The sequence below is a fragment of the Bradyrhizobium sp. USDA 4354 genome, from assembly GCF_054060315.1.
This window is the reverse complement of the sequence record NZ_JBSSDC010000001.1, coordinates 2,663,681-2,685,452: the sequence shown is the minus strand read 5'-3', so window position 1 is coordinate 2,685,452 and position 21,772 is coordinate 2,663,681. Positions and strand designations below refer to the sequence as shown.

At 64.9% G+C, this 21,772-nt stretch carries 23 protein-coding genes; 14 read left to right on the top strand and 9 right to left on the bottom strand.

Annotated features, from left to right (window positions below; genetic code table 11):
• The first annotated feature begins 2 nt into the window (after nucleotides 1-2).
• The 5 genes from lspA (at nucleotide 3) to arfB (ending at nucleotide 4,833) form a co-directional block, all read left to right on the top strand.
• Nucleotides 3-497: a signal peptidase II gene (lspA, locus tag ACVIIV_RS12550; protein ID WP_456744467.1), complete on the top strand. Its 495-nt coding sequence runs from the start codon at nucleotides 3-5 to the stop codon at nucleotides 495-497.
• Nucleotides 498-593: 96 nt separating this feature from the next.
• Complete coding sequence (locus ACVIIV_RS12545) at nucleotides 594-1,316, top strand: hypothetical protein (protein ID WP_456748712.1); 723 nt, start codon at nucleotides 594-596, stop codon at nucleotides 1,314-1,316.
• A 201-nt stretch (nucleotides 1,317-1,517) separates the two neighbouring features.
• Complete coding sequence (locus ACVIIV_RS12540) at nucleotides 1,518-2,912, top strand: M16 family metallopeptidase (protein ID WP_456744466.1); 1,395 nt, start codon at nucleotides 1,518-1,520, stop codon at nucleotides 2,910-2,912.
• Nucleotides 2,831-4,297 carry a M16 family metallopeptidase gene (locus ACVIIV_RS12535; RefSeq protein ID WP_456744465.1) on the top strand — a complete coding sequence of 489 codons (1,467 nt, stop codon included), beginning with the start codon at nucleotides 2,831-2,833 and terminating at the stop codon, nucleotides 4,295-4,297. Before ACVIIV_RS12540 ends, ACVIIV_RS12535 begins: the two co-directional genes overlap by 82 nt.
• Before the next feature lie 119 nt (nucleotides 4,298-4,416).
• Nucleotides 4,417-4,833: an alternative ribosome rescue aminoacyl-tRNA hydrolase ArfB gene (gene arfB / locus ACVIIV_RS12530; protein WP_456744464.1), complete on the top strand. Its 417-nt coding sequence runs from the start codon at nucleotides 4,417-4,419 to the stop codon at nucleotides 4,831-4,833.
• Nucleotides 4,834-4,891: 58 nt separating this feature from the next.
• Here the strand turns inward: arfB and ACVIIV_RS12525 are convergent, their stop codons facing one another.
• Complete coding sequence (locus ACVIIV_RS12525; protein WP_456744463.1) at nucleotides 4,892-5,200, bottom strand: hypothetical protein; 309 nt, start codon at nucleotides 5,198-5,200, stop codon at nucleotides 4,892-4,894.
• A 311-nt stretch (nucleotides 5,201-5,511) separates the two neighbouring features.
• Here ACVIIV_RS12525 and mutL point away from each other — a divergent pair, with 311 nt between their 5' ends.
• Nucleotides 5,512-7,326, top strand: a complete 1,815-nt coding sequence (gene mutL / locus ACVIIV_RS12520; RefSeq protein WP_456744462.1) for a DNA mismatch repair endonuclease MutL — start codon at nucleotides 5,512-5,514, stop codon at nucleotides 7,324-7,326.
• A gap of 107 nt (nucleotides 7,327-7,433) precedes the next feature.
• On the opposite strand, the gene rsmD is transcribed toward mutL, so the two are convergent.
• Nucleotides 7,434-7,988 carry a 16S rRNA (guanine(966)-N(2))-methyltransferase RsmD gene (gene rsmD / locus ACVIIV_RS12515; RefSeq protein ID WP_456744461.1) on the bottom strand — a complete coding sequence of 185 codons (555 nt, stop codon included), beginning with the start codon at nucleotides 7,986-7,988 and terminating at the stop codon, nucleotides 7,434-7,436.
• Nucleotides 7,989-7,990: 2 nt separating this feature from the next.
• Nucleotides 7,991-10,006, bottom strand: a complete 2,016-nt coding sequence (locus ACVIIV_RS12510) for a pseudouridine synthase (RefSeq protein ID WP_456744460.1) — start codon at nucleotides 10,004-10,006, stop codon at nucleotides 7,991-7,993.
• Between the two features lie 117 nt (nucleotides 10,007-10,123).
• Here ACVIIV_RS12510 and ACVIIV_RS12505 point away from each other — a divergent pair, with 117 nt between their 5' ends.
• A complete protein-coding gene (locus ACVIIV_RS12505) occupies nucleotides 10,124-10,582 on the top strand; it encodes a nucleoside deaminase (protein ID WP_456744459.1) in 459 nt (152 codons plus the stop codon).
• A 96-nt stretch (nucleotides 10,583-10,678) separates the two neighbouring features.
• On the opposite strand, the gene ACVIIV_RS12500 is transcribed toward ACVIIV_RS12505, so the two are convergent.
• Together ACVIIV_RS12500 and purD are read right to left on the bottom strand one after the other, a co-directional pair.
• On the bottom strand, nucleotides 10,679-11,581 hold the full coding sequence (locus ACVIIV_RS12500; protein WP_456744458.1) for an alpha/beta fold hydrolase: 903 nt from the start codon (nucleotides 11,579-11,581) through the stop codon (nucleotides 10,679-10,681).
• A gap of 221 nt (nucleotides 11,582-11,802) precedes the next feature.
• A complete protein-coding gene (gene purD / locus ACVIIV_RS12495; RefSeq protein ID WP_456744457.1) occupies nucleotides 11,803-13,086 on the bottom strand; it encodes a phosphoribosylamine--glycine ligase in 1,284 nt (427 codons plus the stop codon).
• Nucleotides 13,087-13,893: 807 nt separating this feature from the next.
• Between purD and ACVIIV_RS12490 the strand changes: the two genes are divergently transcribed.
• A complete protein-coding gene (locus tag ACVIIV_RS12490) occupies nucleotides 13,894-14,517 on the top strand; it encodes a hypothetical protein (RefSeq protein WP_456744456.1) in 624 nt (207 codons plus the stop codon).
• A 27-nt stretch (nucleotides 14,518-14,544) separates the two neighbouring features.
• Here ACVIIV_RS12490 and ACVIIV_RS12485 read toward each other — a convergent pair whose 3' ends face one another.
• Complete coding sequence (locus tag ACVIIV_RS12485) at nucleotides 14,545-14,844, bottom strand: winged helix-turn-helix domain-containing protein (protein ID WP_456744455.1); 300 nt, start codon at nucleotides 14,842-14,844, stop codon at nucleotides 14,545-14,547.
• 125 nt (nucleotides 14,845-14,969) lie between these two features.
• Here ACVIIV_RS12485 and xseA point away from each other — a divergent pair, with 125 nt between their 5' ends.
• A complete protein-coding gene (gene xseA, locus ACVIIV_RS12480) occupies nucleotides 14,970-16,592 on the top strand; it encodes an exodeoxyribonuclease VII large subunit (RefSeq protein WP_456744454.1) in 1,623 nt (540 codons plus the stop codon).
• A 290-nt stretch (nucleotides 16,593-16,882) separates the two neighbouring features.
• Here the strand turns inward: xseA and ACVIIV_RS12475 are convergent, their stop codons facing one another.
• Together ACVIIV_RS12475 and ACVIIV_RS12470 are read right to left on the bottom strand one after the other, a co-directional pair.
• Nucleotides 16,883-17,032, bottom strand: a complete 150-nt coding sequence (locus ACVIIV_RS12475) for a hypothetical protein (RefSeq protein WP_456744453.1) — start codon at nucleotides 17,030-17,032, stop codon at nucleotides 16,883-16,885.
• Nucleotides 17,033-17,096: 64 nt separating this feature from the next.
• Nucleotides 17,097-17,921 (bottom strand): dienelactone hydrolase family protein, encoded by an 825-nt coding sequence (locus ACVIIV_RS12470; protein ID WP_456744452.1) that lies wholly within the window; start codon nucleotides 17,919-17,921, stop codon nucleotides 17,097-17,099.
• 194 nt (nucleotides 17,922-18,115) lie between these two features.
• Here ACVIIV_RS12470 and ACVIIV_RS12465 point away from each other — a divergent pair, with 194 nt between their 5' ends.
• The gene (locus tag ACVIIV_RS12465) at nucleotides 18,116-18,343 is read left to right on the top strand and encodes a DUF2093 domain-containing protein (protein ID WP_014491939.1); all 228 of its coding nucleotides are present in this window, start codon (nucleotides 18,116-18,118) and stop codon (nucleotides 18,341-18,343) included.
• A 16-nt stretch (nucleotides 18,344-18,359) separates the two neighbouring features.
• Here the strand turns inward: ACVIIV_RS12465 and ACVIIV_RS12460 are convergent, their stop codons facing one another.
• Complete coding sequence (locus tag ACVIIV_RS12460) at nucleotides 18,360-18,674, bottom strand: hypothetical protein (RefSeq protein WP_456744451.1); 315 nt, start codon at nucleotides 18,672-18,674, stop codon at nucleotides 18,360-18,362.
• 159 nt (nucleotides 18,675-18,833) lie between these two features.
• Between ACVIIV_RS12460 and ACVIIV_RS12455 the strand changes: the two genes are divergently transcribed.
• The 4 genes from ACVIIV_RS12455 to ACVIIV_RS12440 all read left to right on the top strand — a co-directional run bounded on the left by ACVIIV_RS12455 (nucleotide 18,834) and on the right by ACVIIV_RS12440 (nucleotide 21,639).
• Nucleotides 18,834-20,156 (top strand): TadE/TadG family type IV pilus assembly protein, encoded by a 1,323-nt coding sequence (locus ACVIIV_RS12455; RefSeq protein WP_456744450.1) that lies wholly within the window; start codon nucleotides 18,834-18,836, stop codon nucleotides 20,154-20,156.
• Nucleotides 20,157-20,167: 11 nt separating this feature from the next.
• Nucleotides 20,168-20,671 (top strand): TadE/TadG family type IV pilus assembly protein, encoded by a 504-nt coding sequence (locus ACVIIV_RS12450; protein WP_456744449.1) that lies wholly within the window; start codon nucleotides 20,168-20,170, stop codon nucleotides 20,669-20,671.
• Nucleotides 20,668-21,045 carry a TadE/TadG family type IV pilus assembly protein gene (locus tag ACVIIV_RS12445; protein ID WP_456744448.1) on the top strand — a complete coding sequence of 126 codons (378 nt, stop codon included), beginning with the start codon at nucleotides 20,668-20,670 and terminating at the stop codon, nucleotides 21,043-21,045. The genes ACVIIV_RS12450 and ACVIIV_RS12445 overlap by 4 nt, the downstream gene beginning before the upstream one ends.
• Before the next feature lie 402 nt (nucleotides 21,046-21,447).
• On the top strand, nucleotides 21,448-21,639 hold the full coding sequence (locus ACVIIV_RS12440; protein WP_456744447.1) for a hypothetical protein: 192 nt from the start codon (nucleotides 21,448-21,450) through the stop codon (nucleotides 21,637-21,639).
• Nucleotides 21,640-21,772 lie beyond the last annotated feature (133 nt).

Sequence of the window (21,772 nt, the reverse complement as noted above, 5' to 3'; positions counted from 1 at the left end):
CCATGACCCCGCTCCGCGCCGGCATCCTCTCGGCCGTGGTCACGCTCGTGGCCGACCAGGCCTCGAAGCTCTGGCTCCTGAACGTGTTCGACCTCGCCCACCGCGGCGCGGTGCGGGTGACGCCGTTCTTCGACCTGGTGCTGGCCTGGAATATCGGCATCAGCTTCGGCTGGCTCCAGAACGACAGCCAGGCAGCGCAGCTCGCCCTGATGGCCGTCAAAGGTATCGCGGTGGTCGCGCTGGCGATCTGGATGGCCCGCTCGCAGACCGTGCTTGCTACGGTCGCGCTCGGCCTGATCATCGGCGGCGCCATCGGTAACGGCATCGACCGCCTGGCCTATGGCGCGGTAGTGGATTTCGCCCTGCTCCACATCGAGATCGCCGGAAAAACCTATAATTGGTATGTGTTTAACCTTGCGGACGTGGCCATCGTTGCTGGGGTGGCGGCGCTATTGTATGATTCCTTCCTGGGGGTACCCGCCGCAAAAGCGCCCTGATCCCGGCCGATACGGACCGGTCGATGGAACCCGGCTTTTGCGAGGGTGGAGCCGCGTGTGAGCGGCATTCTGCCACAATATGGAACAGGTAAAGTGATGCGCAGCTCGAAGACCAGCGGTTCGATGGTTCGAGGCCCCCATTGGGGGTTCTGGCGGGCATTGAAATTGTCTGCCGTCGCGCTCGGTATCGGTCTCGTCATGTCGACAGGCGCGGCCCGCGCTGGTGACGACGACGAGGAAGACGATATGACCTTCGAAGAGAGGCTCATCGACAATCTGATGTCCGGCATCGGCGCCAAGAGCATGGAGAAGAAGGGCATCGAATACCGCGAGCGCTCGCCGCTGGTGGTGCCGCCCAAGCTCGATCTGCCGCCGCCTGCGACCGAAGCCAAGGCCGCGCCGAACTGGCCCAAGGACCCCGAGGAAAAGCGCCGCAAGGAAGCCATCGCCGCGCGCAAGAAGGCCACCAAGGCGACAGAGAACTGGCAGGCTGCCCAGCCGCTGACGCCAGCCGAGATGAAGGCCGGCCAGGTCGCCGCAGCGCCCCGCACCAGCAACGATCCCATTCAGCCGGGTACCAATAGCAACCCCTCGCTGAGCCCTGCCGAACTCGGTTTCACCGGTGGTCTGTGGAACATGATGAAGGGCGGCAACGGCACCGAAGAGAAGAAATTCACCAGCGAGCCGCCGCGCCAGTCGCTGGTCGAGCCGCCCCCGGGATACCAGACGCCGTCGCCCAATTATGCCTATGGCGCCGGACCGGACAAGTCGCGGCGGATGTATTACGACATCATGTCCGGCAAGGAGAAGGAACAATAGCGTTCCTGTCCTATTGCGACATTCTGACCGGCGCGAAGCGAGGGTCGGCGGCTCATGTCCGCCCGACGCCGTTGAAAATTGCTTATCAGTAACTTGCCTACGCGTTGAGTTCTCTGCTTCGTGACGCGAAGCCTCAGCCGCACGGTATACCATGCCGTGCCTTCCGAGCCGGAGATCCGGGCTCGACCTTCACTAGGGATCATGATGTCCTCTTCCCGATTGGCTGCCTGCCTCCTTGCCGCGCTGCTTTCGACCAGTGTCCTCTCGGCAGGCGACGCCCTTGCCCAGACCACGGTAACATCGGCTCCGCCCGCCAGCTTCACGCTTAGCAACGGCATGCAGGTCGTGGTGATCCCGGATCACCGCACGCCCGTCGTGACCGAGATGATCTGGTACAAGGTCGGCTCGGCCGACGAGACGCCCGGCAAGTCCGGCCTCGCGCATTTCCTCGAGCACCTGATGTTCAAGGGCACCGCGAAGCATCCGGCCGGAGAATTCTCCCAGACCGTGCTCCGCATCGGCGGCAACGAGAACGCCTCGACCTCGGTCGACTACACCAACTACTACCAACGCGTGCCGAAAGAGCAGCTGCCGACCATGATGGAGTTCGAGGCCGACCGCATGACCGGCCTCGTCCTCAAGGACGAGAACGTGCTGCCCGAGCGGGATGTCGTGCTCGAAGAGTACAATATGCGCGTCGCCAACAATCCGGACGCGCGGCTGAACGAGCAGATCATGGCCGCGCTCTATCTGAACCATCCCTATGGCCGTCCGGTGATCGGCTGGCATCAGGAGATCGAAAAGCTCGATCGCGAGGATGCGCTCGCGTTCTACCGTCGCTTTTATGCGCCGAACAACGCGATCCTGGTGATCGCCGGCGACGTCGACGCCGCCGAAATCCGCCCGCTGGTCGAGCGCAATTTCGGCTCGATTCCCGCCCAGCCCGCGATCCCGGCGCGGCGCGTTCGTCCGCAGGAGCCGGAGCCCGCCGCCCCGCGCAGCGTCACGCTCGCCGACCCGCGCGTCGAGCAGCCGAACATGCGGCGCTACTACCTCGTTCCCTCGGCGACCACGGCCGCGGCCGGCGAGAGCGCGGCCCTCGACGTGCTGGCGCAGCTGATGGGCAGCGGCAGCAATTCCTATCTCTACCGCGCCCTCGTGGTCGACAAGCCGCTCGCGGTCTCCGCCAACGCCAGCTATTCGAGCATCTCGCTCGACCCGACCCAATTCGCGATCTCGGCTGCGCCGAAACCCGGCGTCAGCTTTGCCGAAGTGGAACAGGCGGTCGACGGCGTCATTGCCAACGTGGCGCAGAATCCGATCCGCGCTGAGGATCTGGAGCGCGTCAAGACCCAGCTCATCGCCGAAGCGATCTACGCCCAGGACAACCAGGCGGTGCTGGCGCGCTGGTACGGCGGCGCGCTGACCACGGGCCTGTCGATCGAGGACATCAGGAGCTGGCCCGATCGCATCCGCGCCGTCACCGCCGAGCAGGTCCGCGCCGCTGCGCAGAAATGGCTCGAGAAGAAGCGTTCGGTGACGGGCTATCTGATCAAGGACACCGCCACCGCCAAGCGCGAGGAGAAGCGTTCGTGACCTATTCCTTCCTTCGCGCAAGACACTTCCCACGCACAAGACATTTCGCGCTGTCTTTCGTCACCAGCGCGGCGCTTGCTCTGGCTGCGGTCTCGCCGTCGCAGGCCGCCGCAAAAATCCAGCACCTGATCTCGCCGGGCGGCATCGAAGCCTGGTTCGTGCAGGACGCGACCGTGCCGCTGATCGCGATGGAATATTCCTTCGCCGGCGGCTCGGCGCAGGATCCCAAGGACAAGCCGGGCGTCGCCAATCTGGTCGGCGACCTCCTCGACGAAGGCTCCGGTGATCTCGATTCCAAGACGTTCCATGAACGGCTCGACCGCCGCGCCATCGAGCTCTCCTTCAGCGCCACGCGCGACACCTTCCGCGGCAGCCTGCGCATGCTGCGCGACAACAAGGACGAGGCCTTCGACCTGCTCAGGATGGCACTGACCTCGCCGCATTTCGACAGCGCGGACGTCGAACGTATCCGCTCGCAGGTCATCTCGGGCCTGCGCCGCGAGACCACCAATCCGACCTCGCTGGCGAGCCGCAAGTTCCTGGAGGTCGCCTTCGGCGATCACCCCTACAGCCGTCAGAGCAACGGCAAGCTCGACAGCGTGCCGACCATCACGGTCGCCGATTTGAGAGATTATGTCGGCCGCGTCCTCGCCAGGGATGGGCTCAAGATCGCGGTCGTCGGCGACGTCGATCCGGCCACGCTCGGAAAGCTGCTCGACCACACCTTCGGTAGCCTGCCCGCCAAGGCTAATCTGACACCAGTTCCCGACGTCGAGGCCGCAAAGCCGCCGCAGCGCGCCTTCGTGACGCTCGACGTGCCGCAGACCGTGATCACCTTCGGCGGCCCCGGCGTGAAGCGCAGCGATCCCAACTTCATGGCGGCCTATGTCGTCAACCACATTCTCGGTGGCGGCGGCTTGTCCTCCCGGCTCTATCGCGAGGTGCGCGAGAAGCGCGGCCTCGCCTATTCGGTGTTCGAATCGCTGCTCTGGATGGAGCATTCGGCGCTCTTCATCGGCAATACCGGCACCCGCGCCGACCGCGCCGGCGACACCATCGACGCTATCGAGAAGGAGGTGCGCCGGATCGCCGAGGAGGGCCCGACGCAGAAGGAGCTCGACGAGGCCAAATCCTACCTCAAGGGCTCGCAGATGCTGGCGCTCGACACCTCGTCCAAGCTGGCGCAGGCGCTGCTGCAATATCAGCAGGACAAGCTGCCGATCGACTATATCGAGAAGCGCAACGCCATCGTCGACGCCGTGACGCTGGACGATGCCAAGGCGGCCGCCAAGCGTCTCTGGGGCCAGGGGCTGCTGACCGTCGTCGTCGGCCGCGCCCCGCAGGCCGCCGCGCAGCCCGCGGCCACGGCGCCGAAGTCGAACTAGCATTCGAACTGATCTCTTCCTGAATGGCCGGGCTCTCCCCGGCCATTTGCGTTTCGCAGCAGCGCCATTGCTGAAGGCCGATGTCCGCGGTATGTCCGGACATCACGAATGGTGCCATCATGCTGCGGATATCCCGCGATCTCGTCATCGACGAGGACGACATCGAGATCGGCTTTGTCCGCGCCTCCGGGCCGGGCGGGCAGAACGTCAACAAGGTCGCGACCTCCGCGCAGTTGCGCTTCGACACGCGCAAGCTGACCTTGCCCGCGGATGCCGCGCTGCGCCTCGCCCGCATCGCCGGCCAGCGCATGACTAAGGACGGGGTCATCGTGATCCACGCCCAGCGCTTCCGTACCCAGGAGCGCAACCGCCAGGACGCCATCGACCGCCTCGTCGAGATCTTCAAGGAAGCCATGGTGCGGCCGACGCCGCGGCGCGCGACGCGGCCGACCTTCGCCTCCAAGCAGCGCCGGCTCGAAGGCAAGAAACGCCGCAGCGACATCAAGGCCGGCCGCGGCCGGAGCTTCGACGATTGACGCGAAAAAACCTCCGGTCGCGCGAGCGGCCGGAGGTTTGCCGGTTCGCAAGCTGGCGTCAGTAACGCTTGCCGGCCGCAGCACCGCCGGTCGCCGCATCGTCCGCGGTGCCCTTGCGCGTCGCGCTGCCGGTGGTTCCGACGGACCCCTTCGTGCCCTTGCTCGACTTCATGCCGACCTTCTCGCCGGCAGCGCCCTGCTGTGCACCGAGATCCTCATCCTCGCTGGCTGACGCGCCGCCTTGCATGGGCTTGTTTTGTACGGTGCCGCCAGGCCTCGTCCCAGTCGAGGTGCCTTGGGCGAGAACGGGCGTTGCAACGAGGGCCGCGAGAGCGCAAGCGATCGCAGAGGTCTTCACCAACTTCATCCATTTCTCCTGGAATGTCGCGATGAACCGTTCGGCTGCCTTCTGCACCGTTCGCCTGCACCGGACCGGTTCATCGCGCTGAGAGTTCGAACGGCGCGGTGTGATGCAAGCCGCGTCGTGTGGTGATCGTTTAGGGTTTTCGCGGCGCTTTCGCGGAATTGTGCTCCTCATATGCGGCGGCGCGGAACATGCCACGCATGCCCACGAGGCGAGCCGAAAATGTCCCCATTTCGGGTGTGGGAAGCTCGACCTCCCCCCATGCATTTGTTGCTGCGCGGCATTAGACTTGAAATATTCTCCGAGTGAGCCTCATGCCCGTCCGCCAATTGCCAGAACAGGTCGTCAACCGCATCGCCGCCGGCGAGGTGGTGGAGCGTCCGGCGAGCGTGGTCAAGGAACTCGTCGAGAACGCCATCGATGCCGGCGCGAGCCGGATCGACGTCTTCACCGACGGCGGCGGGCGGCGGCGGATCGGCATCACAGATGACGGCGGCGGCATGACCGCGAAGGACCTCGCCCTCGCAGTCGAGCGCCACGCCACGTCCAAGCTCGACGACGAGGACCTGCTGCAAATCCGCACCCTCGGCTTCCGCGGCGAGGCCCTGCCCTCGATCGGCTCGGTGGCGCGGCTCTCCATCACGACGCGACATGCCAGCGAGCCGCACGCCTGGGCGCTATCAGTCGAGGGCGGCGAGAAGTCCGAGATCATGCCGGCAGCGCTCGCGCATGGCACCCGCGTCGAGGTTGGCGATCTCTTCTATGCGACGCCGGCGCGGCTGAAATTTTTGAAGACCGACCGCACCGAGGCGGAAGCGATCCGCGAGGTGGTGCGGCGCCTCGCCATGGCACGGCCCGACATCGCCTTCACGCTCGCGGGCGAGGAGCGCGCACCGATGACCTGGGCGGCCGCCCTGCCCGGCGCCGCCGGACGGCTGACGCGGCTCGGCGATATTCTCGGCGCGGAATTCCGCAGCCACGCCATCGAGGTCCATGCCGAACGCGAGGGCGTCGTCGTCGCCGGCTATGCCGCGGCTCCCGCGCTGACCAAGGCCAACGCGCTCGGGCAGTATCTCTTCGTCAATGGCCGACCGGTGCGCGACAAGCTGATCTTGGGCGCCGTGCGCGCGGCCTATTCCGACTATCTGCCGCGCGACCGCCATCCGGTGCTGGCGCTGTTCGTCACGCTCGACCCGCGCGAGGTCGACGCCAACGTGCATCCGGCCAAGACCGAGGTACGCTTCCGCAATGCCGGGCTCGTGCGCGCGCTGATCGTGCACGGCTTGAAGGAGGCGCTGGCGCGCGAGGGCCGCCGCACCGCCGCCAACAGCGGCGAGAGCGCATTGTCCTCGTTCCGGCCTGTGTTCACGCCGCCGCGTCCGGCAAGCTGGGACTGGCGCGCCTCGCCATCCGCCCCGGTCACGCCGATGCCGTCCTTCGAACGCGCCGCCGCACCTGCTTTCGCCGAGCGTGCGCAGGCCGCCTTCGACGTCGGCGCGCCCAGCGCTGACGTGCGGATCGAGACGCAGCCGGTGGCGGACCTCGTCGACCGCCCGCTCGGCGCCGCGCGCACGCAGATCCACGAGACCTACATCGTCTCGCAGACCCGCGACGGCCTGATCATCGTCGACCAGCACGCCGCGCATGAGCGCATCGTCTATGAGCGGCTCAAGGCGTCTCTGGCTGCGAACGGCGTGCAACGGCAGATCCTCCTGATCCCCGAGATTGTCGAGATGGATGAGGCCACGGTGGAGCGCCTGCTCGAGCGGAGTGAGGAGCTTGCCTCCTTCGGCCTCGCGATCGAATCCTTCGGCCCCGGTGCGGTCGCGGTGCGCGAGACGCCGTCTCTGCTCGGCAAGACCAATGCCGGCGGCCTCTTGCGCGATCTTTCCGAGCACATGGCCGAGTGGGACGAGGCGCTTCCGCTCGAACGCCGCCTGATGCACGTCGCCGCCACCATGGCCTGCCACGGCTCGGTGCGCGCCGGCCGCCGCTTGCGGCCGGAAGAGATGAACGCCCTGCTCCGCGAGATGGAGGACACCCCGAACTCCGGCCAGTGCAATCACGGCCGGCCGACCTATGTCGAGCTGAAGCTATCCGATGTGGAGAAGCTGTTCGGGCGGCGGTGACGGTGCCGTAGGGTGGGCAAAGGCGCTCTTGCGCCGTGCCCACCATCTCTCCACGATTGCGATCGACATGGTGGGCACGGCGCGCGAAGAGCGCGCCTTTGCCCACCCTACGATTTCTTCAAAAACACGAACTCCGTATCGTCATACGCCCGCCGCTCCAATTCCTCGAAACCCTCTGGCGTCACGAACTGCGCGGCCTTCGCCTCTTCCACCACAAGCAGGGCCCTAGGCGTAAGCCATCCCCCATCGCGCAGACTCGCCAACGCTTTCTCCGCAAAGCCCTTGCCATAGGGCGGATCAAGGAACACCAGCGAGAACGGCTCGACGGGATGCGCCGGGCCGAGATCGGTGGCATCGCGGCGATAGACTTTTGTCACCCCGCCGAGGCCGAGCGACTCGACATTGTTGCGTAACAGCGCGCGCGCTTCCGCGCCGTTGTCGACGAACAGCGTGAACTTCGCGCCGCGTGACGAGGCTTCGATGCCGAGCGCGCCGGTGCCGGCGAAGAGATCGAGCACGCGCGCATCCGCAATCGGATCGTCATAGGCGTGCACGAGGATGTTGAACACGGACTCGCGCAACCGGTCCGCCGTGGGGCGGATGTCGCGCGAGGACGGTGAGGCCAGATTGCGCCCCTTCAACTTGCCGCCGACGACCCGCAAGCTCAGTCCTCCCGCGGCGTCAGGTCGCGCTTGCCGTGATAGCCCCGTTTGGGACGGCGTGGCGGGCCGTAGCCGTTCGCTTCCCTCTCGTTGCGCTCGCGCGCCTCCTCGCTGCCGGTGCGCTGCACCAGCACGCGACGGCCCTTGCGGTCGTTGATCACGGCGCGCTTGCTGGCGGGCTTGTTCTCGCGCGGCGCATCGTCATCGCCTGCAGAAGATTTCTGCGGCGCGTCGAACTGCGCGCCGGACTTCTCGATCACCTTGTCGCCGAGCTGCTCGCGCAGCACGCGCGAGCGGATCTCCTCGACCTGCCCTTCCGGAATCTCGCCGAGCTGGAACGGGCCGTAGGAGACGCGGATCAGCCGGTTCACCTCGAGGCCGAGATAGGCGCAGACATTGCGCACCTCGCGGTTCTTGCCTTCGCGGATCGCGAACACCAGCCAGACATTGGCGCCCTGGTCGCGCTCCAGCGTCGCCTCGATCGGACCGTATTTGACGCCCTCGACCTCGATACCGTTCTTGAGCTCGTCGAGCTGCGCCTGGGTGACGTCGCCATGGGCGCGGACGCGGTAGCGGCGCAGCCAGCCGGTGTCCGGCAGCTCGAGCGTGCGCGCGAGCCCGCCGTCATTGGTGAGCAGCAAGAGGCCCTCGGTGTTGAAGTCGAGCCGGCCGACGCTGATCAGCCGCGGCAGGCCTTCGGGCAGATTGTCGAACACGGTCGGACGGCCCTCGGGGTCGTCATGCGTCGTCATCAACCCACGCGGCTTGTGATAGAGGAACAGCCGCGTGCGCTCGCGCTCCGGCAACGGCTTGCCATCGACCAGGACGACATCGTTCTTGGTGATGTCGAGCGCGGGCGAGTTGATCACCCTTCCATTGACGGTGACGCGGCCCTGCGTGACCATCTCCTCGGCGTCGCGGCGCGAGGCGAGTCCGGCGCGGGCCAGCACCTTGGCGATGCGCTCGCCGGCCTTCTTCAGCTTCGGCGCGTCGTCGCGGCGCGGCCGGCCCTCGAAATCACGATCGCGCTCGCGATAGGCGCCGCGGCCGCCGAAGGCGGGACGCTTCTCGAAGATCCTGCTGTCGTCCTCGTTGTCGCGGCGCGGACGGTCGCGGAAGCGGCCCTCGCTGCGCGGATGCTCCTGCCAGTCCATGCGGCCTTCCGGCCGCTTCTCGCGCGAGCGATTGAAGCGCGGACGATCGTCACCGGGACGCTCCTCGCGCGGGCGCGAGAAACGCGGGCGATCATCACCTTCGTCCCGGCGCCGCGAGAACCGCGGACGGTCGTCGCCACGGCCACCGTCACGGCGATCGTCGCGCTGACGCCAAGGCTTCTCGTCGCTGCGATCGCGGCCGCCGAAATCCTTGGGCGGGCCTTTGCCAAAATCCTTGCGCGGCGGCCGATCGCCACGCGGACGGTCGTCGCGCTTCTGCCACGGCTTTGAATCGCCGCGCTCGCCTCGATCGCGCGGACGGTCCCTACGGTCGCCATCGCGCGAAAACTTCCGCTCGCCGTCGAACTTGCGCTCCGGACGTTCGCCACGCGGCGCATAGGGCCGCTTGTCGCCGAACTTCTTGTCGCCGAACCGGCCGGCGGGACGGGACTCGTCGCGATCTCTGCGCGGCGGACGATCATCACGGCCGTAGGACGGGCGATCACCGCGCGGCTTGAAGGGCCGCTTCTCGCCGTCACGCGAAGAGCGATCGGAGAACGGACGATCGCCGCGCGGCTTGAAGCTGCGTTCACCGCGCCCCTCACCGCTGCGGTCGTCGCGCTTGAAGCGGGGACGGTCACTGAAGTCGCGACGCGGGGCATCGCCCTCATCGCGACGACGGAACGGACGGCTGTCGCGATCGCCACGGGGCGGACGGCTGTCGCGGTCGCCCTTGCCTTCGAATCCGCGCTTGGCGAACTTCTTCTCGGGACCGCGCGGCTTGCCGCTGCGGCCCTTCGATGGCCCCTTGGCCGGGCCTCGCCGGCCGCGGGAATCGTTGTCTTTGTCGCTGTCGCGAGGCATGAATGATCTCACTTAAGGGGTAGCCAGAAAGCTGTGCGCGCTCGTTCCGAGCCGCATGCTCAGGCAAAATCGGTATCCACTCTTGCTGAAGGCGGAGCTAGTAGCAGGTTTCTGGCGATGATACGAGGCATCAAAGCCCCTTCTTTCATGGATTTGGCGCTTCTGGCGGCCGAAAATGCCGGAAAATCGGGCGAAGTTCCGATCGGATGCGTGGTGGTCCGCAATCACGAGGTCATCGCCACCGCCGGCAACCGGACCCTGACCGACCATGATCCGACCGCCCATGCCGAGATCATCGCGCTGCGCGAGGCGGCGAAGAAGATCGGCAGCGAGCGGCTCGTCGACTGCGACCTCTACGTGACGCTGGAGCCCTGCACCATGTGTGCGGGCGCGATCTCTTTTGCAAGGGTCCGCCGGCTCTATTACGGCGCCGCCGATCCCAAGGGCGGCGCGGTGGAATCAGGCGTGCGGTTCTTCGCCTCGCCGACCTGCCACCACGCGCCGGATGTCTATTCCGGCGTCGGCGAGAGCGAGGCGGCACGGCTGCTCAAGGCGTTCTTTCGCGAGCGGCGGTAGGTCCCTCCTCGTCATTGCGAGCGCAGCGAAGCAATCCAGAGTCTTTCCGCGAAGACAGATTGGATTGCTTCGCTGCGCTCGCAATGACGAGGTGGATCAAGCCGAGAAGAAGTCCAGCAATGCCTTCGCGGTCACATCAGGATTCTCCTCGGTGAGGAAGTGCCCCGAATCCACCGGCATGCCGTCGACGTTCGTCGCCCATTGCTTCCACGTGTCGAGCGGCGTGGCGGCGGCCTGGGCGACGCCGGCATTGCCCCACAGCGCCAGCATCGGGATCGTGATCTTCTTGCCGGCCTCGCAATCGGCCTTGTCGAGGTCGTAGTCGAAATAGGCGCCGGCGCGGTAATCCTCGCACATGGCGTGCACGCGAACGGGATCGCGGAACGGGGCGAGGTAGTGCTCGAGCGCGCGCGGATCGATCGCATCCAGCGTCTTCGATTTGGTCTGGCTCGCCATCTTGAAGCGCAGGAAGAACTCGCCATTGCCAGAGATCAGCGTCTCCGGCAGCGGATAGGGCTGCGCCAGGAAGGTCCAGTGATAGATCTTCAAGGCATAAGCGCGGTTCATCCGCTCCCAGTAATTATAGGTCGGCAGGATATCGAGCACGGCGAGCTTCGACAGCCGGCCGGGATGGTCGAGCGCGAGGCGATAGGAGACGCGGCCGCCGCGGTCGTGGCCGGCGAGCGCGAAATGCACATGGCCGAGGCGCTCCATCGCCTCGACCATGACTTTCGCCATCGCGCGCTTGCTGTAGGGGATGTGCAGCGCATCGCTCGCGGGCATGTCGGACCAGCCGTAGCCGGGCAGGTCGGCGATGATCAGCGTGAAGTGCTCGGCCAGCTCAGGTGCCACCTGGTGCCACATCACGTGCGTCTCGGAGAAGCCGTGCAGCAGCAGGAGCGGCGGGCCCTTGCCGCCGACGCGGGCGAAGATGCGGCCGAAGGAGGTGTCGATCCATTCGGCGGCAAAGCCCGGATAGAGGTCGGCGAGGTCGGACATCTTCTTGCATCCTTGTCTGGTCAGTCGTGGGGCCGGTCCGACACAACAAAAATGTCGAAAACAACCCCATGCACAGTAGCGGTATTATCGGCGGGGCGGCTAACCCCAACAGCCGATTGCACATTCTGAAGTGTCGATGTGGCGGCGCGGTGACACCAAACCTCGAGATTTTCGGACTGGTGGCTCTTGCGCGCCGTCCGGAAGCACGAACCTAAGTCTTGTCAGCTCCTGGCCTTCTCCGCCTCCACCGCCTGCCAGCCGATGTCGCGGCGGCAGAAGCCTTCGGGCCAGTCGATACGATCGACGGCCTGATAGGCGCGGCTCTGCGCTTCCGTTACGGTCGCGCCTAACGCGCAGACATTGAGCACGCGGCCGCCATTGGCGAGGATGGCGCCGTCCTTCGCCACCGTGCCGGCGTGGAAGATCTCGACGCTCTCGACCTTGGCGGCCTCCTCCAACCCCTGGATGCGCGTGCCCTTCTGGTAATCGCCGGGATAGCCCTTCGCGGCCATCACCACGGTGAGCGCGGACTCCGGATACCAGCGCAGATCAAAGTGCTTCAACTCCCCGTCGCAGGCGGCGATGAACGCCGGCACGATATCCGACATCATGCGCAGCATCAGCACCTGGCACTCGGGATCGCCGAAGCGGACGTTGAACTCGAACAGTTTCGGGCCCTGCGTCGTCAGCATGATCCCGGCATAGAGCACGCCGCGGAACGGCGTGCCGCGCTGCTTCATGCCGGCGACCGTCGGCAAAATGATCTTCGCCATGATCGCGTCGTGGATCCCTGGCGTGACCAGGGGCGTCGGCGAATAGGCGCCCATGCCGCCGGTGTTCGGGCCGACGTCGTGGTCGAACACACGCTTGTGGTCCTGGGCGGAGGCCAGCGGAATCGCGGTCTCGCCGTCGCACAGCGCAAAGAAGCTGATCTCGCGGCCGGGCAAAAATTCCTCGATCACGACCTCGGCGCCGGCTTCGCCGAAGGCGCCCTCGAACATCATGGCGATGGCATCCTCGGCCTCGCGCACGGTTTTCGCAACGACGACGCCCTTGCCGGCGGCAAGCCCATCGGCCTTGACCACGATCGGCGCGCCCTGGCTCTGCACATAGGCGCGCGCGTCCTTGGCGTTGGTGAAACGCTTGTAGGCGCCGGTCGGAATGCCGAACTCGGTGCACAGCGCTTTCGTAAAGCCCTTGGAGCTTTCGAGTTGGGCCGCCACCTTGCTCGGCCCGAACGCCTTGATGCCGGCGGCGGTGAGATCATCGACGATGCCGGCCGCCAGCGGCGTCTCCGGCCCGACCACCACCAGCTCGACCCGGTTCTTCCTGCAGAACTCGATCACCGCGGCATGGTCGGCGACATCGAGCGCCACGCATTCCGCCTCCCGCGCGATGCCGGCATTGCCGGGCGCGCACCAGAATTTGGTCACCAGGGGAGAGGCCGCGATCTTCCACGCCAGGGCATGTTCGCGGCCGCCGGAACCGAGCAGGAGAATGTGCATCGAAGGCTCAGAATGAGGGGTTTGCTGGGCGGGGAAGTCGCACGAATCGGGGTGGGTGTGAAGGGGGGTAGCGGCGAACTCCCCGGCGGCATTGTGGACTTCACACACCACGAGTTGCGCAGAGTCCGCAAATCAGTCTGACTAAGCGAGCCGTCGTCGGCACCTTTTCTGTGATTCGGCTAGACCAGCCGAAGGTCCAAATGCGCGCGCCCCGCTGGGAGGGGCGGACCTGCGGGCAGATTGCCCGCGCAACAGAAAGGAGATCGCCATGAGAAGAAATGGCACTAGTCGGAAGTTAGTTTTGTAAACGCGTATGACCGATTTCGCTTCGGTCGATGGGAAAGTGTCTGTTCCCATTACCCGTCGCACCCGGGTCAACTGTCTTTCGACTTTTGATGAGGGGAAACAACGGTTTCCTTAGCATCCGCCGATGACGGCAACTTGTTCTGGCCTTTAGCCAGATTCTTTGGCGTCGCGTTGAAAGTGGCTTCGGATTCGTCGGTCCCGCCTTCCCGGGCTCTCAATTTGGGACTTTTCCGCCATGGCTAAGATAGCGTTGGAAGGCCTCGACCCACTCCACATATTCATGCACGGACTCGGCTTCCATGTCGCTGAAAACACGCTCGGAAAGCATGTAGGCGGCCCGAACGTTCAATTGGCAACACAGATAGCAGAGCCAGTCATGGTTCTATCTGCTTTTACAGGCGCCTCTGCAACGGATGCTACGGCAGGCTCCTGTCGATTTACGAGGTTAAGGCCGGCACCGCGCCCGACGATGAACGCGCTGATGCCTTGGCGTCTGTGCTGTTGGGCCTTGTCAGCAAGGACGAGGTTGCCCAGGCCGAACGGTTGCTTAGGACAGCCGAGAAGCGGGCCGAATTGCTTTCGCCAGAAGCAATACGATTCATCTCGACTTCAGAGCATGTGTCGAGGCACTTGGCAGTTCAGCCTGAGCTGGAATGGTCGCCAGCCGTCATTGGCCTCTGCAAATCGGTAGAATTAGAGGCCGTCCGGCTCCTCCTACAACCACTGGCGGGGCAACTTGCCGGAGTCGATCTAGCGGTCGACCGAGCTGATAAGGACTACGGACGAGTCGCCGCATTCTGCGCCGAACCGACTCGACGCCCGCCAGAGCTGGGGGCGATCGTGCATTTTCTGAAGACGCTAGCGAACAGCAAGCAACGTCGGCAGCAGAGTGCCCTGCTGCAGGAATTTCTGAAAATGGTCTCGAACTGGTCCGGCTCACATTGGGTACTCGACGAGAACGGCCTCGCCAGCTTCCTTAACGTGCTGACGGTTGGCTACAGAAATCCCGCCGCACACACCACGGAGCTGGGGCAGCTCGACTACAACAAGTGTCGCGAACTTGTTATCGGTGCGGATGGCGGCCTATGGAAGCTGTTGGTGTCCACAGTCAGACATCGCAGCTGAAGGCGGATTTGTCGGCATCGCAGACGATCAAACCTGCTTCCCCGCAATGATCTCCTGCAACGTCGCCACATGCCGCGCGAACGCACCGCGCCCCGCAGCCGTCGCCGTCACCGTCGTCTGCGGCTTCTTGCCGACGAAGGCTTTATCGACCGAGACGTAGCCCGCCTTCGCCAACGTCTCGATATGGGCGCCGAGATTGCCGTCGGTGGCGCCGGTGAGCTTCTTCAGGCGGGCGAATTCGAGACCGGTGGCGGTCGGGAGTGCGTTCAGCGCCGCCATGATCTTCAGCCGCAGCGGCTGGTGGATGATGTCGTCGAGCTCGGCCATCAGATCGGTGTGCTTTAATGAACTCTATAGTACAGAGTACTCTTTCGATCAACCCGGGGATTGGCGCTTGCCTGCGAAAATCCTTAACGTCGGGCCTGACCCCAAAATGCCGAATCGTTTTTGAGATGCCGCCTGCGGAACAACTGCTCAACGCGCCCGAATTCACCGTCTCCGAACTGTCCCTGTCCCTGAAGCGGACGGTTGAGGACGCCTTTGGCCATGTCCGGGTTCGCGGCGAGATCTCCGGCTTTCGCGGGCCGCACTCCTCCGGCCATTGCTATTTCGCGCTCAAGGACGAGAGCGCCAAGATCGAGGCGGTGATCTGGAAGGGCGTGCACGGGCGCATGCGCTTCAAGCCCCAGGAGGGGCTCGAGGTCATCGCCACCGGCAAACTGACGACCTATCCGGGCTCCTCGAAATATCAGATCGTGATCGAGGCGCTGGAGCCGGCCGGCATCGGCGCGCTGATGGCGCTGATGGAGGAGCGCAAGAAGAAGCTCGCCGCGGAAGGGTTGTTCGACGAGGCACGCAAGCAATTGCTGCCGTGGCTGCCGGAGGTGATCGGCGTCGTAACCTCGCCGACCGGCGCCGTGATCCGCGACATCCTGCATCGGCTGGAGGACCGCTTTCCCCGCCGCGTGCTGGTGTGGCCGGTCAAGGTGCAGGGCGACGGCTCGGCCGAGCAGGTCGCGGCCGCGATCCGCGGCTTCAATGCGCTGCCGGAAGGCGGCCGGATTCCGCGGCCCGACGTCTTGATCGTCGCGCGCGGCGGCGGCTCGCTGGAGGATCTCTGGTCGTTCAATGAGGAGATCGTGGTGCGCGCCGCGGCCGAGAGCATGATCCCGCTGATCTCGGCGGTCGGGCACGAGACCGACATCACGCTGATCGATTTCGTCGCCGACAAGCGGGCGCCGACGCCGACGGCGGCAGCCGAGATGGCGGTGCCGGTGCGCAGCGAATTGTTCGTCGAGGTCGCCGATCTCGGGCGCCGCACCCGCGCCTATTGGCAGCGCGCCCAGGAAAGCCGCCGCAGCGAGCTGCGCGCCGCCGCGCGCGCGCTGCCGGCGGCCGGCGATCTGCTCGCGATCCCGCGGCAGCGGCTGGATTCGGCAGGTAGCGCCCTGCCCCGCTGCCTCAAGGCCAACACGCATGCGCATTTCCGCCGATTCACCGCCGCAAGCTCAAAGCTGACGCTGCGGGTACTGCACGGCCAGATATCGCAGGCCGATCACCGTCTCACCGTCTGCGGCGAGCGGCTTGGCCTCTCCGCGCGATCGCTGCTGCGGCAGCGACGCGACCGCTTTGCCGGGTTGGAGGTGCGCCTGCGTGCCTCGAAACTTTCGAATGCGCAGGCGCAGCGCAACGCGATTGCCCGCCAGCGCGAGCGCACGCATCGTCTGGCCGAGCGCGCGGGCCGCGCGCTCGTCACGCTGCTGCACCGGCTCGATGCGCGTGTCGAGAACAGCGGCAAGCTGCTCTCCGCGCTGTCCTATCGCAGCGTGCTCGCGCGCGGCTTTGCGCTGGTGCGCGATGAGGCCGGCCACCCCGTGCATGCGGCGGACGCGATCGGTCCCGGCGCACGCGTCGAGATCGAGTTCGCGGATGGCCGCGTCGGCGCAACGGCGGATGCGGATCGCCCGCCCCCTGCGGCAAAGCGCGCGGCGTCGCAAGCAAAGCCGGCCGCGCAGGACACAAAGCCGGCGCCGAAGCGCGTGGTCAAGCCGGTGGATCAGGGCAGCTTGTTCTGAGGCGTGAGCGCCACGCCTCACGCTCAGTGTCATTCCCCGCCTTGTGCGCAATTGCGCACTGGAGCGCGGAATCCAGTACGCCGCGGCTTCTCAGTGAACCACAGCCGTCTCGGCGTACTGGATCGCCCGGTCAAGCCGGGCGATGACATGAGTGTGTGGGGAGAGTGCAGCTCCCTCCCCGTCATTGCGAGGAGCTCTTGCGACGAAGCAATCCAGAATCCCTCAACGGAAAGATTCTGGATTGCTTCGCTGCGCTCGCAATGACGGAGCATGTGGAGACAGCACCACTCCTACCGGCAGGACAATCCCGCGTCGATGGTGGTCCAGAAGCCGCAATGTTCCGGCGCGAGCTGCGGGGCGCCGGCGCGGGCCTCGTATAGGAAGATCGCGACGGTGAAGACGATCAGGGCGGACGCGAAGAGCGTGAGGCGGTTGCGCATGTGAGATGCGTTTAATCGACATCGTGGTCGAATGATGGCGTGGGCACGCGCGGCGGCACCGCCATCACCGCGCCAGCCACTGCGCGACGTCCTTCTGCGAGGCCGCGCGCGCCTCGGCGTCCGTGCCCATATGATCGCGCTCGGGCGCGGCGGCGTCGCTGCTGCCGGTAGCTGCGCGCAGCGGAATATTGGCACGGTCGAAATCGTGATCGGCGCCGGGATAGACCACGATGCGCGCGAGCGCGCTGCGGCCGCGCGCGCCGTCCACCATCTGACGGCAGGCCGGCGGCGACGACACGTCGTCATCGGCGCCGATCAGCACAAGCGTCGGCACCCGCGTGCTCCACCCCAAACCCGCCGAGATCCGGCAATCCGGATAGAACGCGATCGCGGCGCGGAAATCCGGTCCCGCATCGCGCGCTGCGCTCTGCGGGCGCACGGCCCAGAGCAGCGCGCTCGCACCATTGGCCCAGCCGATCAGGCTGACGCGGTCGTGCGCCACCCAGGGCTGCTTCATCAGCCAGGCGCGTGAGGCCGCGATATCGGCGACGCGTTCGCGCCGCGCCTTGACATGCATGTCCCTGACGCGGCATTGCGGCCCAAGCTCGCGCGAGCCGTAGCTGTCGGGCAGCAGCACGGCATTACCAGCCTTGAGCAGGCGCTCGGCCCAATCGCGATAGCGCGGCAGCACCGGATCGGAATGGCCGCCGAGGCCGCCGCAGCCATGCAGCGCGATCACGGTCGGAAACGGGCCCGCGCCTTCGGGCTTGTAGAGCTGCGCATGGAGGACCCCGGACGCGAGCGGGATGTCGACCGGCTGCGGCGCCGGCGCGGCGTGCGCGGCCGACATCAGCAGCGTCAGGAACAGGGCGGTCAGTCGAAGGCGCATCGGACTCTGCCGCAGGAGGTGCCGGAACCAGCGATCCTTCACCTGAAGCACTATCACGCGGAAACGGCAGCAAAACATCACGAACCGGTGGGTTTAACGGGCGGACAAGCCACCCTATCTATGCTACATCCCGTCCAACAGATCGTGCCCTCCGAGGTTTTCCATGGAGAGGCCTGCCGCGGAGACTTTCGACCGTGCTGAACAAGTTCGGCCCCTCGGGCCATGGCGAAGCGCAAGTGCAGTATCTCGACGGCGATTTCCGCGTGATCTCGCCGGGGACCTTCGTGCGCTGCGCGATCACCGACACGCGAATCCCGCTTGACGAGCTGAAGTACTGGAGCGTGGACTTGCAGGAGGCCTACGCCACACCCGCCGCGGTGCTGCAGCGGCACTTTCCCGGAGCACTGAAGCCGCAGCCGTGAGGCCGCCCCCGCGCGCCTATTGTTGTTCTGCGCCATCTGCGCCATCCGTGCCCACGCAGGTCTTGATGAAGGCCTTCCTGGATTCGCCGACGACCTTCTGATCAATCGCCTGCTTCAGGCAATCCACCCGCGCCTGCGCCATGCAGAGCTGCAGCTGGTCGCGCTTGTCCTGTCCCTTCAGGTTTGCCGTCGTGGCAAGACACGTCACGCGCTTGGTCGCGGGAACCGGCACGGTGGCGGTCGGAGCGTCTGGCGGCGAGGGGGTCTGAGCAAGGGCGGGCAAAACCGGCAGACACAGGCTGGCGGCAATGATCGCGGACCGCAGTTTCATCGAACTCTCCTGGACGGAGATTGATCGATAAGAGCGTAGCCATGAATGCCGGCTGAATGTCAGCTGATATTTAAAATTGTCATGCTCCCGTTGGGGCGCATTTAAGTCGCCCTGCACCACATTGCGACCGGGAAAAAGTGGCACACCGGCAGGAAGCGCATGGACCCCCAACGATCTCGCACCCGTTCGTTCGCAGCACCATCGCGCCCAGACGGTCATGCTCGTCGGCGCGAACGAACGGTTGGCCTGCTTGAACGATTCGCCCGAGACCAGTCGGGCAGCTACGTCGTCATTTCGGCGCTGCTGATGCCGGTCCTGGTCGGCACCGCAGGCCTCGGAACCGAAGTGGGCTGGTGGTACTACAAGCATAAGAACATGCAGAGCGCGGCAGACTCTGGCGCGGTCAGCGCTGCGACCGCGGCGAGCGCAGGGACGGACCCCTCGTCCGAAGCCAAAGCGGTTACAGCAAACTACGGTTACCCCAATGGGGTGAACAACATCACGGTCGCCGTGAACCAGCCCCCGAAGAGCGGCAATCATGCATCGAATTCGCAGGCCATCGAAGTCATCGTGAGTCAGCCGCAGCAGCGGCTGCTGTCAGCCTTGTTCGGCTCGGATCCTGTACTCATCACCGCACGCTCAGTCGCCCTGCCCAATTCCGGCGCAGGCTGCGTCCTTGCGCTCAACTCGAGCGCCAGTCCGGCGGTCAACGTGAGCGGCGGCAACCAGCTCAACCTGATCAAGTGCAACCTCTATAGCAACTCAGGCGCAAGCCCATCGCTCAATGTTGCCGGCAGTGCGTCGGTCTCAGCAAATCAGGTCGGAGTCGTTGGCGACGTCTCCGGCACCAGCAGCATCACGGCGACCAATGGCGTTAAAACGCACATCATGCCGGTCGCCGATCCATACGCCAACGTCTCTCCCCCCGCGAAGCCGAGTTGCACCAACGCCAAGATAACGGTCAACGCCAATGGAAAGACAAACTCGATCGAGCCCGGCTGCTACATGGGCAGCATTACGGTCAATGCCGGCGCAATCCTGAACTTCAGTCCAGGCATCTACTACCTGGACGGGGCCAGCCTGAGCGTCGCGGGCAACGCCACGATCACGGGCAGCGGCGTGACTCTGGTATTTACCGGTTCGGGAAGCGACTGGGGCACCGCTTCGATCGGCAGCAACGCGACCGTCGATCTGACGGCCCCGACCAGCGGCGCCACGAAAGGCATCGTCATGTATGGCGACCGCAATATGCCGAGCGGGACTGCCTTCAATCTCACCGGTGGCAGCACCCAGAACTTCGGCGGTGCCATCTACCTGCCAAAGGCCAACCTCAGCTTCAGTGGCGGCAACGGCACGAGCACATCCTGCACCAAGATCGTCGCGGATACGCTGACGTTCAGCGGCACGTCGAACCTCCAGGTCAATTGTACCGCGCTCGGCACCGCGACGATAGGTTCGCAAACCGCGCAGCTCATCGAATGAGGTTTGGACCGATGCAAATCCTGAACTTCTCATCCAACCGCCGCCATCGATTGCTTTCTTCTCTAACGCGGCATGTGCGCGCTGCTGTCAGCGATCAACGGGGCGTCGCGGCCGCCGAATTCGGCATCTTGATCCCCCTGCTGTCTCTCATGGCCGTTTCTGTCACCGACATCGGGCTTGCACTCTATCGCAAGATGCAGGTCGAACACGCCGCACAAGCGGGAGCGCAATACGCAATTGCGCGCGGCTTTGACGCGAGCGGCATTTCGAACGCGGTCGCAAGCGCCACCAACGCCACGAACATCACCGCTTCACCTCCGCCGGTCCAGTTTTGCGGATGCCCAACGAGTACGGGAGTTAGCGCCGCCGCCTGCGGAACGGTCTGCACCGGCGGCGCGCAGGCCGGAACATATACGACAGTCTCGGCGCGAGCGACGTACTATACGCTGATCGATTATCAGATCGTGGCGGCCACATACAGTTATAGCGCGCAGTCGACCGCGAGGCTGCAGTGAAACTCAAGGGGTTATGGCAAGACAATCGGGGCGCGTCGGCGCTGGAATTTGCGCTGACCGCTCCCGCGTTCTTCCTGTTCATATTCGGCATCATCGAATGCGGACTGCTGTTTTGGACTCAGTTGGGAATCCAGCATGGGAGCGAAATGGCGGCGCGGTGCGCAACCGTCAACAACACGCTATGCCCGAACGGCAACGCTATAACGAGCTACGCTGCCCAGCAGGCCTACGGCCTTACGCTGCCTGCGGAGACGTTCACCTTTTCCACGGCGGCGTGTGGCAACCAGGTCAGTGCGAGTTATTCATTTGAGTTTCCGCAGATTCTCAATTTGTCCCCGCTGGCGCTGACCGCCCGGGCATGCTTCCCGAGTTGAGTGCGTGAACAAGCCGCGTAGCCGCTCCAACTGAAAAAAGCGATGTGCGCGCACGTAATTGCCGGTCTCGCAGCCGAAACGATCTCCGTGGCGCAGGTCCGCTTGCATTGAACATTCCTTGCACCCCTTGGTGAGTCACTTCGCGTTGTGGTTGGATTCTTTGTTGCGGTTCGGCGCCCTTAAGTTGTTTGACGAAGTCTTGGTGAAACAAAGGGCTGCTATAGTGCATGTTAGGTAATTGGCCCTGTTCTTTTTATCGCACAGACGATCAGGTCAACCAAACAGCCATCGAGCATTGGAATTGGCGCGGTCTGTGAACGGGCTCATATCGAAGAGCCATCTGACGGGCTACCGTCACCTTGAAAATTCGCGGTGGAATATCTGTAAATCGACAATCTAGCGATGGGGGTGATCATGCCCGCCATTTTCGACCTGCTCTATCGTGAATATTGCCGCGCCCGTCTCGCTGAAATGCGCAAGCAGCTTCTGATCGCAGCTGAGCGTTTCGAAACTCTCGAAGCGGATCATTATCCTGCGAAGCAGGGTGACGACGAGAGAACGGACGCACAGACCGGTCACGGCCTGCCGAATTGAAGCGGCGCCAAGACCGTACGAAGACCGAACGATCACTCCCGCGCAGCAGTGACCAAGCAATTGGCAACAGTTTGGGAGACAGCAATGAATACACCCGAATGCTACACCGTCGTCGTGGCCTGCATGTCGTGCC

Bases quoted from the DNA above. Each gene is read 5' to 3' on its own strand.
- arfB (WP_456744464.1), top strand. From the start codon at position 4,417: ATGCTGCGGATATCCCGCGATCTCGTCATCGACGAGGACGACATCGAG.
- ACVIIV_RS12460 (WP_456744451.1), bottom strand. From the start codon at position 18,674: ATGAAACTGCGGTCCGCGATCATTGCCGCCAGCCTGTGTCTGCCGGTT.
- ACVIIV_RS12545 (WP_456748712.1), top strand. From the start codon at position 594: ATGCGCAGCTCGAAGACCAGCGGTTCGATGGTTCGAGGCCCCCATTGG.
- ACVIIV_RS12540 (WP_456744466.1), top strand. From the start codon at position 1,518: ATGATGTCCTCTTCCCGATTGGCTGCCTGCCTCCTTGCCGCGCTGCTT.
- ACVIIV_RS12500 (WP_456744458.1), bottom strand. From the start codon at position 11,581: ATGTCCGACCTCGCCGACCTCTATCCGGGCTTTGCCGCCGAATGGATC.
- ACVIIV_RS12450 (WP_456744449.1), top strand. From the start codon at position 20,168: ATGCAAATCCTGAACTTCTCATCCAACCGCCGCCATCGATTGCTTTCT.
- xseA (WP_456744454.1), top strand. From the start codon at position 14,970: ATGCCGCCTGCGGAACAACTGCTCAACGCGCCCGAATTCACCGTCTCC.
- ACVIIV_RS12440 (WP_456744447.1), top strand. From the start codon at position 21,448: ATGGGGGTGATCATGCCCGCCATTTTCGACCTGCTCTATCGTGAATAT.
- lspA (WP_456744467.1), top strand. From the start codon at position 3: ATGACCCCGCTCCGCGCCGGCATCCTCTCGGCCGTGGTCACGCTCGTG.
- ACVIIV_RS12475 (WP_456744453.1), bottom strand. From the start codon at position 17,032: ATGCGCAACCGCCTCACGCTCTTCGCGTCCGCCCTGATCGTCTTCACC.
- ACVIIV_RS12485 (WP_456744455.1), bottom strand. From the start codon at position 14,844: ATGGCCGAGCTCGACGACATCATCCACCAGCCGCTGCGGCTGAAGATC.
- ACVIIV_RS12525 (WP_456744463.1), bottom strand. From the start codon at position 5,200: ATGAAGTTGGTGAAGACCTCTGCGATCGCTTGCGCTCTCGCGGCCCTC.
- ACVIIV_RS12510 (WP_456744460.1), bottom strand. From the start codon at position 10,006: ATGCCTCGCGACAGCGACAAAGACAACGATTCCCGCGGCCGGCGAGGC.
- mutL (WP_456744462.1), top strand. From the start codon at position 5,512: ATGCCCGTCCGCCAATTGCCAGAACAGGTCGTCAACCGCATCGCCGCC.
- purD (WP_456744457.1), bottom strand. From the start codon at position 13,086: ATGCACATTCTCCTGCTCGGTTCCGGCGGCCGCGAACATGCCCTGGCG.
- ACVIIV_RS12505 (WP_456744459.1), top strand. From the start codon at position 10,124: ATGATACGAGGCATCAAAGCCCCTTCTTTCATGGATTTGGCGCTTCTG.
- ACVIIV_RS12535 (WP_456744465.1), top strand. From the start codon at position 2,831: ATGGCTCGAGAAGAAGCGTTCGGTGACGGGCTATCTGATCAAGGACAC.
- ACVIIV_RS12470 (WP_456744452.1), bottom strand. From the start codon at position 17,921: ATGCGCCTTCGACTGACCGCCCTGTTCCTGACGCTGCTGATGTCGGCC.
- ACVIIV_RS12455 (WP_456744450.1), top strand. From the start codon at position 18,834: ATGGACCCCCAACGATCTCGCACCCGTTCGTTCGCAGCACCATCGCGC.